Raw genomic sequence first — 17210 nt, 5'->3', positions numbered from 1 at the left:
CTATGAAAGCAATAGCAATAACACCAGGCAAAGGGGATCCGGAACTAATTGACGTCCCGGAGCCTAAAATCACAAATCCCCACGAGGTCAGGCTTCAGGTCCTAAACGTCGGCATCTGCGGCACGGACCGTGAAGAAGTCTCGGGCGGGAGGGCGGACGCCCCGGAAGGTCAGAGCAGGCTTATAATAGGCCATGAGATGCTTGGGCGTGTAGTTGAATGCGGGAGCTCGGTCAGTTCCGTCAGGCAAGGCGACTACGCCCTTTTTATGGTGCGCCGGCCGTGCCGGGAGTGTTATCCCTGCCTGCATGGAAGAAGCGACATGTGCTACACGGGAAAGTATAAAGAAAGGGGAATTAAAGAGCTCGACGGATACCAGGCAGAATTTGTTGTTGACGATGAGGAATTTATTGTTAAGGTGCCCGGTGAGATCAGGCATATCGGAGTTCTTACCGAGCCTATGTCTGTAGTTGAAAAGGCAATCGATGAACTGCTTCTTATTCAGGCCTCCAGGCTTCCGGAGAAGGACGTTACAGACTGGATCAAGGGGAAGAATGCGCTTGTAGCAGGACTGGGCCCTATAGGGCTCCTGGCCTCTTTTATACTCACACTCAGGGGCGCAAATGTCTACGGGCTTGACATTGTTGATGAAAACACTCACAGGCCCGCTCTTCTAAAGGCAATTGGCGGAAAGTATATAGACGGCCGTAAAGTTGAGACCACAAAAATTGACGAGACTTACCGTCCGATGGATATCATTGCAGAGGCAACGGGAATTGCAAAGCTGGAGTTTGAGCTAATGGACGTTCTGGGTATTAACGGCGTTTATGTGCTTACAGGAATTCCGGGCGGGGACCGCCCGGTTTCAGTTCTTGGAAGCAGGATTATGCGGCAGATGGTGCTGATGAATCATGTCATCTTAGGAAGCGTGAATGCAAGCATACATCACTACCAAATGGCAATAGACGATTTAGTCAGTGCCAACACCAGGTGGCCCGGGGAACTAAGCCAGTTAATAACCCACAAGGTGAAATATGAAAACTTTGAGAACGTGATGAAAAAACATTCCCCTGATGAGATAAAGGCGGTGATAGTGTGGGGGGAGTTTTAGGTTCAACGTTCGACGTTTAATTTAGAAGTATCATTTTCTTATAAAGAGCGTATCCGGTTCCCTTAACTGAATAAAGGTAAACCCCGGAAGAAAGGGGTTTACCGTTCATGTGGACTGCCTTCCACAGATACTCATTACTGCCATTTGCCCTGAGGCCAAGATCCTCTCTATAGACCAGGTTTCCCAGGAGGTCGTAGACGTCAAAAGTCACGTTGTCTTTGGCGGGAAGTGAAAATCTGATTTTTGTCATTCCGTTAAAGGGATTAGGATAATTCTGCTGAAGACTAAAGCTTTCAGGTTTCCCTGCGTTACTTTCCTCTAAATTGTTTCCCCCGACATCTGTTGAGGCCTTTTCAACTACAAGTCCGTACAGCTGTGCCATATCCGTTTTGGCGGCAAAATAAATGTCCAGCACCCCGTCGGTGACACTGATGCTATTGAAAACCTTTTCATAAGTCCTGTTAATTCCGGCTAAAGAATATAAGTCCAGGTTTAAGGCTTGTCCTTCATTCTCAACATAAACATCAAAAACTCTTTTGCTCGCCTGAGTAAAGTAATTCTCCATCAGCATCAGTTTTACGTTATACTTTCCTTCGGGCACGCGGACCTTGTAGGAAACCATCCCTTTCAATGCATTTTTATAGACCTCTGAAGTTCCAGTTGGCGGATAAGCAGGATCCACGCTTCCGTCCTGATATCCGTATTCAGAGGTTTCCTTCCATTCCTGGTCTGCAAGGAATCCGCTAACAGCTCCTCCGCCAGTGTTGATTTTTATAGGGAAGCTTAATGGCGTCTGTTTTATGAGTGAGATTGTTCTGGGTAAAAGTGTGTTGGCATCAGTGGACCTGTCCTTAACGTTAGCAACTGTTATTGACTGGACTGAAGCGTCGGAACTACCCAAAGAAAGTTCAACAGTTTTGCGGTCTTCGAGTAGTTGTGCACTGCTTACAGTAAGCCCCGCAGAAGTATAGTTGGAAGCTGATTCAGCGCTGGTCTTTTCGACCTCCTCAGAAAACTTTACTATAATTTTGTTTCCTTCAAGTCTGGCCCAGAGGGGCTGGGGTGTATTCTTATCGGTATAGCCCGTATGGTAGCTGTCTGTAATGCAGAGAATAAGCATGCCGTCTTTAATTACGGCGTTGTCAGTTATAAAGTCGCAGTTATTTCCATCCCACGTGTGAGTTGCCTTCTCCCAGCGCGACTGGTCCCATGAGTTAAAGTCGTCCTTCCATTTAAGCGAGAAGTTGTTGCCTGTTCCGTAGCTGCCCGAGCCCGGTGTATAGGCATAGTAGCTTACCCAGTCGTAGTATGCAAATGCCGGAAGCGCCGCCGGATTAAGCACGCCCGCCCAGTTTGGGTATGCAGGGTTCCAGACGTTCATCATAATCTTTTGTGCTTTATTCATGGTCTGGACGTGCGAGCCTGTCTGCCTGTAAACCTCAGTTCCGTCAACGAACCAGCTTACGTACTGCGGCGTCCATTCGAAAGCGTATGTATGGAAGTCGAGCGAGGGGTTGAATTCCACATAATTTGAGCGCACGTGGTTGGTCTGTCCTGAAGTTATTGCATTAAACTGGACGTTATTGCTGAAGCGCCCCATGATTTCGAGGTCTATTTCATTCCAGTCGGCAGTAGTCTGGATTTCGTGGTACGTAAAGAAAGAAGCCAGAAGGCCGTCCTTCTCAAATGACTTCATACGGACCTCAAATCTTCCGTATGTATATGCCTCCTTGGTCCTGTACTCAGCCCCCTTGTAAGTTTTAGCCGAGGCAGGAAGTGACGTAAGCATAATAGATGCAATAATAAAGTTAAATATTGAAGTAAATGGTTTTCTTATATTCATTTTGACACCAAAGATGTTTATTTAATAGGAAAGCATATAGAATTTAAGCAGTAGAGGCACCACAAAGGAAGAAGCTGTCGGCTTTAGCAGAGGCAAAGAAAGTTTTAGAAAGGTGGGGCAAATGCCCCACCTGATTCACATGAACAACTTTACTCAAAAGAGCGGTTTGAAAAAACAGTAACGCAACTACTTTTGGCTTTAGCCGCATTAGAAATTAATACCCAGAGTAAATTTCTGAATATTATTCAGGCGTCCGAACTTCTCGAAAGCATAGTCCAGTTTTACAGCTATGTTGCCCAGTATCTGCTGTTTAAGGCCGAAGCCCAAAGTAAAGGACTGTTCGGAATCTTTCAGGAAGAGGGAATTATAGCCGCCGCGGAAAGCCACGAAGTCGTTGAAGAGATATTCAGCGCCAGCGTTAACGCTTTCGTAGTTGTCGTTAGGATGCATTGCATCGACAGCCAGAGTCAGCTTATGCATCTGGGTTTTCAGGGGCTGATAAGCGATACCGACCCTGAAGTTCAGCGGCAGGGCCCATTCTTCAGTCTGAAGGTATGCAGGCACCTTGTCGTTAGTACCCATTTGTATAACCTTGAGAGCCGAGTTACCGGTCAGCTGCATTCTGGAACCGAAATTTGCAATAGACATAGCAAGAACGGCGCCGTCAAAAGGTGTCACGTACTGGACGCCCATATCGAGAGCGATACCCGTAGCGTTCATTCTCCAGATCGACTGGCTGATGAATTTGGGGTTAATGCCTATTGAAAAATTATCCGTAAGCTTAAGGGCGTATGCAACACTGAAGGCAACGTCATTAACCTTAAAGACTTCGCCGGTACCTTCCGGCTCGTTGATTGTTGTTACATTCATTTCGCCTATGTCGGAAGCGGTAAAGCTGGCGCCGATGTTTCCAAAGTCGCCCAGGCTGTAAGTAATACCGACATAGTTGAATCTGATACCCGCAAACCATTCAGTATGGTCAAACAGTACGTTTACGCCGCTGAGGTTTGCAAGGCCTGAAGGATTCCAGTACATTGCACTCGGATCGTCTGCAACTGCAACAAATGCGCTGCCCATTGAAGCCGCCTTTGCTCCCTGTCCTATAGAAAGGAAGGGAGCCGCAGTGGTACCTTTTTTCGAAACGTCGGCCACATAGGTCTGCGCAGATATTTCGAGCGTTGCAAAAAGCACAAGTACGATAAATATATATATTTTTTTCATTTTATTTCGACCTCTATTTAATTACCGCGAATTTACCGATATGCTCACCGATTCCGGGTGCATCGACGTGATAGATATAAAGGCCATAGGCTATATCCATACCGTCCTCAGAAACCAGGTTCCAGAAAACGGAGCCGTCGCTTGGGGCAGAATCCTTCTGCAGTGTTTTAACCAGGGCACCAGCGATAGTATAAATCCTGATGGTGCACTTAGCCGGCAGGTGAATGAATTCAATTCTTCTGTCGCCGCGGCCGAACTGGTTGAGTGTTTTAGGCTCCCATTCAGCTGCACTTATATAAGGGTTAGGCACAACGGAAATTCTATCAAGCTGATTCTGGGCCAGCGCATTGTCGACAGTAGAAGCCTTTGTTGTAAATGTAAAGGCGTCTCCCTGTTTAAAGGGCTTGCTGGTAGAAAGGATGAATTTATCTCCTGCCTGAGGCTCAACAGGGTCGCCGAAAAGCGGCCTGTAAGTAAAGTGCCATGCGAAGTTACGCTCGCTGAATTCTTTCTTGCCGTTTTTGTTCTTATCGGCAAATTCAACTATGGCGAATTCATCACCCACATTGAATTCACCGTTGTCGTCCAGGTCAAATACGATAACAGGAACGGTATCACCTGTTGCGATATTTGTAGCTATAAAGTTCACGTTCATCCCCTGATTGTTGGGGTAAGTTGCGCTTAATGACGGCACGGTTTTGCCGGGAAGGAACTCAAGCTGGTAATCATTAGGCCATTTAACGCCATACTGCAGATTCCTGTCTGCGTAAGCTCTAAGGAGATTACTTTTACCAACAAGCCAGTTAGTAAGTGAATCTACGATAGAGATGCTGTCGTTTTCGACACTCACGGTCATGCCGTCAAAAGGAAGGCTTGATTTTCCCTGACCGATGTGTGAAGTATCCTGTCCGACAACTATTGTATCTGTCTGGCTGCCTTCTGTTCTAATGATATCAAATGAGCTTGTAGTGTATTTCGGCATTAAGCCTGTTGAATTAAACCTAACCTTATAGCTGACGTTGTCCTTAATGCTGTTAGGGCTAAGGACGTCCACAGACATTCTACCGGTACCGACGCCCTCGGAAACTTTCTTAAGGTTGCCGACTATCTGCGGAGGTGTATATCCGGCCACCGGAGCATTTGGAGTTAAAACAGCGCAGTTAACGTCCACGAAGTTAACGTTTCCGGCAAAGTCCTGAGCAATGATCTTTGTACACTCAGTAGGCTGCAGGCCCTTGGTGCCGAATTTCGGGTCACCCATATCGTATGAAACCACGGCGTAATAGTATTTTATGCCGTTTTTAACGTCTGTATCCACGAATGAGTGCTGGAGGCCGTTATTGTCGCCTCTCCAGAAAGAAGCGCCGTTAATTCCAACAGGGTCGGGACCTTTAACGCTGTCAATAAGGTCGAACTGAGCAATCGGCTTCCAGTATTTAGGAGCGCCTTTTGAGTCAGTTATAGTCTTGATATCCTGGAATTCAGGTTCAGTACTTCTATAGATCATGTAACCTTCGAAGTCTTTCTTATAGCCTAATTCCGGTTTACCCTTTTCATATCCCAGGAACGGGTCGCGTGATTCCTCAGCCTTGCTGTCCCAGAAGAGGAACACTTTTCCGTCGCCGGCAACTGCAGTTACGTGCGGCTTCAAAGGAGGCTTAGAGAAGTTATAGTTAGCGTTATAGATCTGCTGAACCGTTTCCTTGTTGAAGATCAGGTCTTCTAAGTCGCTGCCGAAAACAAGAGCCATAGAGAATCTTTCTCTCAGTGCCTGTTTAAGAGGGAAGGGACCTGAAGCAAAGACCATACTGATATTCTTTTTCTGGATTTCGGTATCGAATGTACCGGAGCTCATTTTCTTCCACATCTGCTCGTCGTCTTTAGGCCAGCCGCCGCCTACGCCGCCGTCGCCAAGCACATAGATTGAAAGAGCAGTAAGACCGATCTGGTCTGATTCATTCTTATCTGTCTTGCCGAAATGAGGTTCACCGTCTGTAGGCATTCCGTCGCCTTCGCCTTCGTCGGGACCCTTATAGTCCACGTCAAATGGGCCGAGTCCGTCTTTACCCACGTCATCATTAAGGGGCTCATCTTTATCCCACTTGCCGTTGCCGTTTGCGTCAACATAGCCGAGCCAGTCGCCGTTTTCGTCGCCTGACCAGTGGAGCTTAGGAGCGCCAAAGATACCGATCGGTCCGTTTACAAGTTCTCCCGGGCCGTTGTCGCGTCTTTCATCAATAAGGCCGTCCTCATCGTTGTCGGTTCCGTCAAAAGAGTTGCCCGGGCTTTCAAGGTAAGCGTAACCGTAGTAGCCTATCTTCTTACCGTTGGTGAGCTGTCCGAGTGCATCCCAACCGTAAGCGATATCCAGCTTTTTATCGTAATATGCGTTATCATCGGAACTGTTCTGACCGCCCGAGCCAATATCGGTATAAAATCCGAAGTAAGTCTTTTCGTAATTATTGTCAGAAATATTAACTATATCATAATGCCAGAAGATAATATCTTCGGCCAGAACGTGCGACCACTGGAAGCCGCGAACTTCAACTCTGAGGCCAATGCCGCCACGGTCGTGGTCGGAGGCAATAGGGTAGAAGTTATAAGGGGGTCTTTTCCATTCGCCGTCTTTAGAATCGTCCATTACAAAGAAAGTCTCCTCGTCGGCATTTTTAACGCCGCGGCCGAAGTATCCATACCAGTATCCATCCCATTCTTCAGGATTTTCAACCGGCAGGGCTCTTGGCCATTTGAGGGGCCAGGTAGCCTGGTTGGAGCTGATGGCAGGAGACTTTGAAGTTGAATCTGTGTTTCCCGTAGGGGACTCATAGAAATATCCCGGTACAGGTTCAAATCCCCAAAGGTCACCTGTTACAGGGTCACTGTCCATCCACTCCCTGTAAGCGGTCTGCAGGGGATGGCTGAGCTTATTCGGGGCATCCGGTGTACTTATTTCGGTTGCCACCAGAACGCTAACGCCGTCGAGGTTATCGATACCGCTTCCTTTGGGCCATTCGCCTGAAGGTGAATTCGGCCAGTGGCCTACCTCACCCTGGTTCTGGAACAAAGTTCTGACCAGATTTCCCTGCAGGACCCCTTCTTTGCGGTACTGAATGTTGCCTTTGGGTTCGCTGCGGTATTTCATCATCTGATCGATGCCGTTTTGTGCAAAAGCCACCTGTGAAACGAGCAGCAATGCCAAAGTGTATAGTAGTTTTTTTGTCATTTTCATCTCCGGTATTCTCCTAAAATCCCACCGACAGGCCAAGACGTATCTGTCTTGGAGTCGAATACATTGTAGGATTATTAATCATGTCTTCAATAGTATTCAAACCGACAATCGGTACTGCTCTTTTTGTATTTAAGTCCGAAGTGGCTGTTCCAGTAGAGCCGTAAACACCATACTGATTCTTTATGTCGAGAAGGTTATAAACCAGGAGGAATGTATTGATGTTTAATCCGGCCACGTTGAAGTTTTTCTCAGCTCTTAAGTCCACATTATATGTTGAAGGCTTTATACCCATATTGTTGAATATGAGGCCGTTGACGTATAAAGGATCTTCTGTATAAGGCATACCTGTACCGTAGCTGCAGATAAGACCGACAGACCAGTCGCCCATATTGCCAACGTTCAGAGTGAGGTTAAGAGTTGATCTCTGATCCCAGTCCAGAGGCACAACCCTCTTGGGAGTTGCAATAGGAGGATCTGTCTGGTTGTTGTTAAATACAGATGTCGGGTCAGAAGAGTTACCCTCAGCGATCTGGTAGGTATAGTCTATCTTGGCTCCGAAATAGTCGCTGAACATCTTCTCAAGAGTTACAATAAATCCGCGTACGTTGCCGTAGTCCTGATTGATGTATTTTGCATAGCGGAAGCCTTCGTAAGTTTTAATAATTTCCATACCGAGCAAGTCTCTTATATCCCTGTAGTAAACTGTCAGGTCGAATGCAACGTTCGGGAAGAGCACCTGCTGAAGTCCGATTTCATACATTACAGTTTTCTGTCCCTTAAGATCAGGGTTACCTGTAATTGAGCTCAGGCCCGTAGTCGGGCTGACGATATAGTCAGAGTTATAATACAGGTTTTCAAAGTTCGGCATCTGGAAAAAGTGACCGTACGAGAAGTGGATTGCACCCTTGTCGCTGATTGGGAAAGAGGCTCCCAGGCGCGGGCTAATCTGGAACTTTGGTTTTGACTTTGTCATAAGTCCGGCTCCCGGATAGAGAGGGTTATTTCTCGGATTTTTCCAGTCAGCCGGCATGCTTGCATTGGCATCGAAGTATTCAAATCTTACGCCCGCATTGATGATCATGATATCGTATTCCATCTTATCCTGTATGTAGGCAGAAACTTCAAAAGGTTTCTTGGTGTATCCGGTATTATAGCCCCTGTCTGAAGAAGTGCCGTAGTTCATGTAGCCGAGTGTAAAGATTGTCTTGCCGTCAATATGAGAAGCTGTATCGGGAACATCCTCAGTTAAATTGATTATAGACATGCTATGGTTAAACATCTTATGCATTCTGGCTTCAATACCTGCACCGATCTTATGTTCTTTGGATACCTGGCTTGCAAGTGTCCACTTAAGGATATTGGTGCGTGTATATCTTTCATAGCGGTCGCCTTCATTGCCGCCTGAGCGGAAAGTATAATTCGTGATAGGCAGGCCCTGTGTTGGGTTTACATATCTTGAATCAAAGGGATCGGCATAAAGGTATCCGTAATAGTTATGGTAATTTGTCGAGAGCTGCAGGGTCTGGAAAGTGCTCTGAGAAATTACGTGTGTAGCCTGAAAGGTATTAATGGTATTATTGCGGTAGTGTTTTTTAATACCGTCAGGAGTCTGGAAAAATGAATGATTGTAGTATTTGTTATAGTTATCATCCCAGAACAAGCTGTAGCTGAACTTAAAGCCGGGAAGAGTATAGGTCAGCTTGCCGTTAAAAGAATATTTTTTGTTGGGGTTCATCGGGACGTAGCTGCCGTCGCCGGTGTTCCTCATTACATATTCCGTAGTGGTCTTAGTGCCGTCGAATACCTGTACCGGAAGGGGAGCATCGTCAGTTACATTATAGACCCTCTGTCCGTAGAGATAACCTTCGTCGTTAAAATAGCGGCCCGTAGTAAAGAACGTCAGTCCTTTGAGGTAGGGAACAGGTCCCGAGAAGCTGAACTGGAGGTTCTGGGAGGCCACTCTGTCCATTTTATCGAGGTTATGGAACAAATCTTTATGTGAAGTAACGTAATTTCCAACGTAAGCCGAGGCAGATCCCTCGTAGTTCTGGGAGCCGTCCTGAGTAACAATGTTAACGACGCCCGACATAGCCTGTCCGTATTCAGCGTTGAACGTACCGGAAATAACCTCCATCTGTCTTACGGAAGTATTTTCAATTTCAACGCCCATTGAGTTATTGAAAGCATCAGTAACGGAGACACCGTCGACGAGGTAAGCAACTTCGTTAGAGCGGCCGCCTCTAAAGTGTCCGCCGACGACGCCGGCCTGCAAATTAACAACCTGTCCAATACTTTCAACAGGCATCATTTTAATATCTTCGGAAGAAACCGTAGCCGTATTGGATGTAAGGTCTTTCTGAACCAGCGGGCGTTCAGCCCTTACGACAACTTCGCGGCCAATATTTATTGAAGTAGAGGAAAGCTTAATGTCAATTTTGGTAGTAAGATCTATCTTAACTATTACATCCTGGACAATTGTTTTCTGATAGCCTATACTGCTTGCTACAATAGTATATTTTCCCGGAGGGATATTATTTATATAATAATAGCCGTTCATATCAGCTGCGGCACCGAGGTAAGTGCCTTCCAGGACAATATTGGCGCCTACGATAGGTTCCCCAGTTTCGGAATCCACCACTTTTCCTGAGATTTTCCCCGTGGTTCCGGCAAAGGAAGCCGCACTCATAAAAAACATGAACAGCAACATACTTAAAACAAAAGCATAAGTATTTCTAGGAGTTTTCAAATTCTTAACCTCCCCAAGCATTTTTGCACAATCATAATTGTGGTTTACTCTAAAATTCATTTGTATTTCTGCTGTGATTGAAAAAAGGGGCGCAGGTCTTTTGGGCCTGCGCCGCCCGAGTGATTACGTGAAACTGTTACTTAAGCAGTAACATTTTATTAACCTGTCTGAACGAGCCGCTTTCGATCTGGTAGAAGTAGATACCGCTGGCGAGCTGTGAAGCGTCGAATTTAACTTCATAGCTGCCCTGGTTCTTTTCTTCGTTAACCAGAGTTGAGATTTCCTTACCGAGGACGTTAAATACTTTCAGAGTAACCCTTCCTGCCTGAGGAATTGAATACCTGATAGTAGTTGACGGGTTGAACGGATTAGGATAGTTCTGTGATAATGAATAAGATTTAACGGTTGTATTCTTTTCATTTTCAACGCCGACAACTGATTTCTTGCCAACCCAGGTATAAATCCATCTTGTAACATCCTGGTATGATTTGTCTTCGTTGTTTGGAGAATAGGTAAGGATACCTTCTCTTTCGCCTGTAGCGTCTGCATCATTCAAAGCGAAGTCGATTGGAATTTTCATGCCTTCGACCGGCTTGAACAATGAATCTGCGCCCGAAACTGTATGGCGTCTTGTCTGTATTTCAGTAAAAGGAATCTTAGCTTCAACTATATAGCCGCCGCCTGCTGTTTTTTCTGCCCAGTAGTAATTTTCACCTGGAGCGTAAAGGCTGTCTAAGGTTGGATTATCGAATCTGATCTTGGTCTGGTTAAATCTGATCTGGTAGTCAGGTGTAACGCCTCTGCCGAATGCCGTATGAGCAGCACCGCGGAAGTCATAAAGACCGATAAAAAGATCCGGGCAATCTCTCTTATAAGTATCAGCAGCTGTCATGCCATCGACATAGTCGTCAGTAACGTCAAAAGCTATGTAGAGGTTATTGTCGTCCATTGCCATATAAACCTTGGCAGAAATATCGGCATCGCTATCCCATTTCTGGTTAGCAGGAACAAAGCCGGTACCTTCAGTTTTCTTTATGCTGATCGGCTTATAGCCGAGAGTAGTAAAGAGATTAGTGAACTCAGTAATCTTACCATCAGCCTTAAAGTCGACCGGGGTTCCAAGAGCGATAGTCGGAACGCCTTTTGCACTGTTTGAAGTTGCACTTGCAGTTGAAGCAATCTTGCTTACGTTGCCGCTGGCATCTGTACAAGTAACAGCATAATAATAGCTGACACTGCCATCTTCGAGCGGGGTACGCAGGAGGTGAGTAACGGTACCTGTTCCGTGAGGAATTTTACCTTTAACGAGTTCAACGCCGTAAGAAGTTACATCTGTTATCGGTTTTAAGCTGCAGTAAACATTGTATGTTTCATTTGCTTCGCCCGGAACATCTGTCCAGCCGATAATATTAGTATAATCTGTAGAAGTTGTAGCCTGGAGGTCCTTGGGAGCCTCAGGTGCAATTACGTCAAATGAAGGGTTGCCCATCCAGACGTCTTCAACATAAATAACACATGGTTTTACAGATCCTGTTTCATCAATAATTTCAAATTTATTGACCCTTGTAGAATCAAATGTTGTAGCTGAGCCATCATGAGCTCCGCCCTGTAATGGCATTTTCAATGTTTTCCAGGTGCCATCCCAATTGTAATCAGCTTTCTTAAAGACATATTTGATGTTGCCCTTAGCTGCGTCGTCGAACTGAATTCTCAGGTCATCATTATATTCAGCCGGGATTTTTACTCTTAATTTCATTGTGTCGACATATTTCCAGTTTCCGCCCATATTTCTTTCGGAGAAATCGAAATAAATGCCGCACCAGCCGTGAGCGCCATTATCCCAGGTCTGAGGATCGAGTGTCCATTTAATGGCAGCCTTTCCTGCCACTGAGCCGCCCTCGGGGTCAACTACAGCCGAGGTACTGTTACCCCAGGCACCCATTGTCATATCGCCGCTGACAACCTTGCCGTTAAAGGCGACAAAAGGAATAGGTTTGAGGCCCGAGCGTTCAAAATCATCATATAATACTTCAATTGAATCTTCAATTGCGCCGGAAGTAATAAAAGAAATATTGTACTGTGATATATGAGTAAGATCGAGCTTCCCGTCGTTAATCGGAGGAGGATTCCAGCTGGATGGAATGATAACAAATCCTGAGTCGCCAGGAGCTACTGTTCTTTCCTTACTGTCAATTTCTTTTAGTGGCACTTTCAGGTTAACCCAGCCGCTGGCAGCATCTAAAATTGTTGCATTTTCATACACATATTCTTCCAAGTTGCCGGTTGTGTCCTGTCTGTCGCCCAGGTGGATTCTGAAGACGACGCTTTCAGGATGAGTTGGAGCTTTAACAACCTTGATCCAGAGGCTGAGAGAGTCGCTGCCCTGGAAGTTAAAGAACGGTGCACCCGGTTTTCTGGCGCGGATCAACTGGGCATAACTTCCCCAGGTATGAAGGTTGGCAACAGTAGCCTTGAAATCAAGTGCCGCTGTACCGCCATGTTTGTCAGTAGTACTAAGCGCCTGTGTCATCGTGGAACCGCTTTCGATATTGTTAATATAAAGCGAGTCCTTGATGGCGTTATCGAAGTTATCGATAACAAATACCTGCGCCTTTAGTGTAAAGGGACAGGCAAGGGACAAGAGAATAAATAAACGTAAAAAATGCTTTTTCATAGCACTTTACCTCTCCTTGTTTTGAAATAATGAATTATGAGTTAACCTAAAGAACATCTTATTTATTGATCAAAAGAAAATCCCCCAGAAGCTGAAGATGAAAACGACAATCAAGATGACGAGCGAGAACATCAGGTTTATCCTGTTGCCTGCAAGAGCGCCAGTCTGGGAACCATCGTAATTAACATTCTTAATGCTGTCCGAGAAATAGTAAGAGACTTTGTTTATTCCCGGCATCTCAGCGTCCTCCGGGATATAGCTGACAAGAACAATTACAAACACACAGACAATGAAGAGCATGATAGTAAAATGCAGGAAGCTTATCTGTGCAATGCCAAGAAGGAATGTATTATGAACCATATCCATTGAAATCATCATATCGAGCACGAGTTTACTCATTCCTATCATTTCTCCGATTATGAGTGTCCAAAGTGCTCCTCTTGCAGTAACCTTGCGGCTCAGTATGCCTGCCAGGAATACAGCCGTAACAGGAGGTGCAACAAGGGACTGTATGTTCTGGAGATAGAGGTAAACCTGTGAGTTAATAACCCTGACAAGCGGGACGCAGAGTATTGCAGCTACAATTGTAACCATGGTAGAGAGGCGCCCTACAAGGACGAGTTTTCTGTCTGAGGCCTCGGGATGCCTGGTCCTGTAAAAATCGTTTGTAAAAATGGTAGCCGTAACGTTAAAAACACTTGCAAGAGAGGACATTATAGCCGAAAGAAGTCCGGCAAGGACAAAGCCTTTGATTCCCATAGGAAGTATATTGCTTGCAAGGAGTGTCGGGTAGGCGTCGTCGCCGTTAATTTCAGGAAAGAGGGCTACGGCAATAAGTCCGGGCAGAACTAAAATAAAAATCGGGGTAATCTTAAAGCATGCAGCCAGGATTGAGCCGCGTCTTGCATCTTCGATGCTTTTGGAGGATAGAACACGCTGAACGATGTACTGGTCTGTACACCAATACCAGAATGCAACTATCGGGGCTCCGAATATAATACCCGTCCAGGGGAAATCCGGGTCGCTCATAGGCTTAAAGAGGCTGAAATAGTTTCCCGGCAGCTTCTGCTGGAGGCCATGAAAACCGCCGACTTCCATAAGGCCGAAGACCGTGAGCATTACGGCGCCCAGTATCAGCATAACGGTCTGGAATATGTGGTTTTTCATTACAGCCGTAGCGCCGCCGATTACGCTGTAAATACCCGTAATAAGCACAATTATTATGGCCGAGGCATATATGTTAATTCCGAAAATCTTGTAGAACAGGATGCCGCCGGCAAAAAGTGTGACCGATATTTTTGTGAATATATATAATATTATAGATAAGGCGGCAAAAAATTTACGGCTTCTTTTGTCAAAACGCTTCTCCAGGAATTCCGGCATTGTGTTTACACCCGATTTTATGTAGACCGGTGAAATGAACCAACCCAGAATAAGAAGGATGAAAATAGCCATTATTTCAAACTGTCCGACAGCCAGGCCCCTTGCGGCACCTGAACCAGCCAGACCGATAAAATGTTCGCTCGAAATGTTTGTGGCAAAAATTGACATACCTACTGTAATCCAGCCCATAGATCTTCCAGAGAGGAAATAATCCGAAGGATTTTTCGCCTGCCTGCGCGAGTAATAGAAGCCAAAACTTAAAACTACAATTAAGTAGGCGACCAGTATTATGCCATCAAGTAAAGTAAAACTGCTAAACACAATATCCCACAATTATTATGTTTGTCTTCTCATAAACAATGCCAGAGAAAAAAGGGGTACTAATGCCATGAATTAAAAGGAATTTAGGAGTAAGGGGATAAAAGGGGAGTGGTTTTAATTATTAAAATAATAATTTAGGCTTATTATTTTAATAATCAGGCCTCCCCGGAGGCAGAGCTTCTGCCCCCGGGAGTTCTCTGTGAGGCCTATTTAAGGAGTAACATCTTGCAGGTTTTAACAAAGCCGCCAGAATCCAGGCGGTAGAAATAAACGCCGCTGGAAAGCCCAAGCGCATATGAGCTGAGTTTTATGCTATAGGAGCCTCCGGCCTTTTCTTCATCTAAAAGTGTGGCAATTTCGCGTCCCAGTGAATCGAAGAGTTTAAGGCGGACTCTTGAGGTAAAGGGCACATGGAAAGAAATTACGGTTTCAGGATTAAACGGGTTCGGGTAGTTCTGCTCCAGGCTGTAGTTCCGGACTTCCTCAGTGCTCCCATTTCTATTTTCGACGCCAGTTGCAGTTCCGCCCAAATTAAAGTAAGGAGCATAAGCATTTTTAAGCGTAGCTGCGACCGGTTTAGCGGTCTGGCGGTCCATTGAGTAAAGCCCCATGCTCTGGAAGCCGTTACTCGAGATCTGCTGGCAGGAATACCAGTCAAAGATGCACCACCATGTAACGCCGGCAAGCGATCCGTCAGGGTTAACTGTCCCGTCAGATTTCAGAGAAGCGTGCTCCTTAAATGCCCTGAAAGTTTCATTAAAGACCGTCACCTGCGTGCTGGTGCTGTAGCCCGATTCACCCGACCAGTATCCGAACTCCGTATCCAGTATAGGTTTATTAGGGAAGCTTATCTTTGCGTTATTAAGGAAGTTCAGTGTCCCGTCGTAATACGTGCTCCCGTGGAAAATACCAAAGTACATAGTCCAGCCCGCAATGTCGCACGGTGCCTGCGAGGGGTCCCCGGGGCCCGGGCGGTCTGCCGCAGCAGACTGTGTAATAAGCCTTCCGTCGGGGTACAAATTATTTTTTTCCTGTTTTATCCTGAGTTCAAAGAGTTTGCGTCCGTCGACGTCCTTGGATTCGTTTGAAGTGCTCCAGAATAAAATTGAAGGGCGGTTAAAGTCCTTAAAGACCATTTCCCTGAACATCTGTTCATGGATATGTCTTAAGCTGTTCTGATTATACCAGTCCGTAGGGGTATCGAACCACCATACCGGGATTTCCTCTACTATGCTTATACCAAGGCGGTCAGAGATAAGGTATGTATAAAGGTTATTGGGGTAGTGTGCCGTACGGAGCATGTTTGCATTTACGCCTTTTACCTTCAGCATATCGGAATAAATTATGTTTTTGGGTATGCTCCGGCCGTACTGAGGGTGATCCTCGTGGCGGGCAACGCCGGTAAAGAATGCAGTTTTGCCGTTCAAGAGGAGTTTACTTCCCGCAGTCTGAACGGTTCTGATGCCGAACTGTGTGTAAAACTCGTCAACTATTTTGTCTTTATCCTTTAATGTAACTTTCAGTATATACAGGTTCGGCTCTTTCGGGCTCCAGAGCCTTGGGCTCGCAATATTCAGCGTGGTACGGAAGACCTTTGCCGAATCTCCGGGGATTAGAATTTGGGAAGCGGATGCTCCCGCGGCCTCAACCAGTGCTCCCACGAGGTCTTTTGCCTTTTCGCTTGCAACGTTTGCTTCATTTACCTGGGCATTAAAAATGTCAAGCGAAAGGCTGATGTTTTTATCAAGCGTATCTTTATTAAATAGAGTAACTGTGGCCTGAATGTTCCCGTTTACGTCCAGCGGGAGCACGTCGCCTCTCATGATGGTTACCGGGTTTGTGGCTTCCAGGTACACGTCGCCGATAATTCCCGTATAATTAAACCAGTCGACTTTATAAAACGGGACTATATCGTTTCTTGTACCCCAGGCGGGGTTATCCACCCTTACGGCAATTGTATTTTCCCCTCCCATGAGGAGTTTTGAAGTAACATCGAATGCAAAGGGGGTATAGCCTCCCTCATGGTAACCCAGGTAACTGCCGTTAAGCCAGACGTCGGCCACATAATTTACAGCATGGAAGATGAGTTTTACAAACTTTCCTTTCAGTGAGTCTCCAGCCGTAAACTTATAGCGGTACCAGACCCCGTCCTCGTAGTTTTCAGGCACGTTAGGGTAAGGTTTCATTGTATTTTCAACAGACGGGATATTTTTAACGGGCCAGGCGCTGTCGTCAAAGTCCGCCTTAAAGCGGTTCATAGCCTCGGAAACAAGGTTATTATAACCTGATGCATCTCTTTTACTTAGCGTTGTGAAGTCGGAGGCCTGGAATCTTTGTTTTTTCCAGTTTCCGGAAAGATTTATTACCATGCGGTCCTGCTTTTCGAACGAGGGGACGGGCATTTCGTTCTGAAACGGGATACTAATGCCATCTATTTTTTTTAAGGACAGTGTAGCTTCAAGTGTAGCTGTCTGTGCAAGTGTGAATTGTGCAGGGGATAAAAACAAGCATGCCGCAGAATAAAGCAGCCATATCTTTTTCATTAACATTTTTCCAGATAAAATTTATAAATCCGTCAGGTCCCGGGTGTCATTGTTCAAGAATAGTACCAGAAATATTTGAATGAATAAAAGAGTAGATTTCAGGCATTAATGCGGCTTTTCCAATTTTGGGAGTATTTGACG

Annotated in this window: 8 protein-coding genes; 1 reads left to right on the top strand and 7 read right to left on the bottom strand. The window is 45.8% G+C overall.

Annotation, left to right across the window (positions count from 1 at the left end):
* Window positions 1-2 precede the first annotated feature (2 nt).
* Window positions 3-1109, top strand: coding sequence for a glucose 1-dehydrogenase (locus HF312_12390; protein MCU7521009.1), 1107 nt, complete (start codon window positions 3-5; stop codon window positions 1107-1109).
* Between the two features lie 16 nt (window positions 1110-1125).
* On the opposite strand, the gene HF312_12385 is transcribed toward HF312_12390, so the two are convergent.
* The 7 genes from HF312_12385 to HF312_12355 form a co-directional block, all read right to left on the bottom strand.
* Complete coding sequence (locus HF312_12385; GenBank protein ID MCU7521008.1) at window positions 1126-2952, bottom strand: family 16 glycosylhydrolase; 1827 nt, start codon at window positions 2950-2952, stop codon at window positions 1126-1128.
* Between the two features lie 207 nt (window positions 2953-3159).
* Entirely contained in the window at window positions 3160-4173 is a 1014-nt protein-coding gene (locus HF312_12380; GenBank protein MCU7521007.1) for a UPF0164 family protein, read from the bottom strand.
* A 13-nt stretch (window positions 4174-4186) separates the two neighbouring features.
* A complete protein-coding gene (locus HF312_12375; protein ID MCU7521006.1) occupies window positions 4187-7396 on the bottom strand; it encodes a hypothetical protein in 3210 nt (1069 codons plus the stop codon).
* Between the two features lie 19 nt (window positions 7397-7415).
* On the bottom strand, window positions 7416-10148 hold the full coding sequence (locus HF312_12370; protein MCU7521005.1) for a TonB-dependent receptor: 2733 nt from the start codon (window positions 10146-10148) through the stop codon (window positions 7416-7418).
* Window positions 10149-10284: 136 nt separating this feature from the next.
* Complete coding sequence (locus HF312_12365; protein ID MCU7521004.1) at window positions 10285-10728, bottom strand: T9SS type A sorting domain-containing protein; 444 nt, start codon at window positions 10726-10728, stop codon at window positions 10285-10287.
* A 2163-nt stretch (window positions 10729-12891) separates the two neighbouring features.
* Window positions 12892-14526 carry a sodium/solute symporter gene (locus tag HF312_12360; protein MCU7521003.1) on the bottom strand — a complete coding sequence of 545 codons (1635 nt, stop codon included), beginning with the start codon at window positions 14524-14526 and terminating at the stop codon, window positions 12892-12894.
* 206 nt (window positions 14527-14732) lie between these two features.
* Window positions 14733-17069, bottom strand: coding sequence for a T9SS type A sorting domain-containing protein (locus tag HF312_12355; protein ID MCU7521002.1), 2337 nt, complete (start codon window positions 17067-17069; stop codon window positions 14733-14735).
* Window positions 17070-17210: the final 141 nt, after the last annotated feature.

The organism is Ignavibacteria bacterium, from assembly GCA_025612375.1.
In the GTDB taxonomy this organism is placed as follows: Bacteria; Bacteroidota; Ignavibacteria; order Ignavibacteriales; family SURF-24; genus JAAXKN01.
This window is presented reverse-complemented; position numbering and strand designations above follow the sequence as displayed.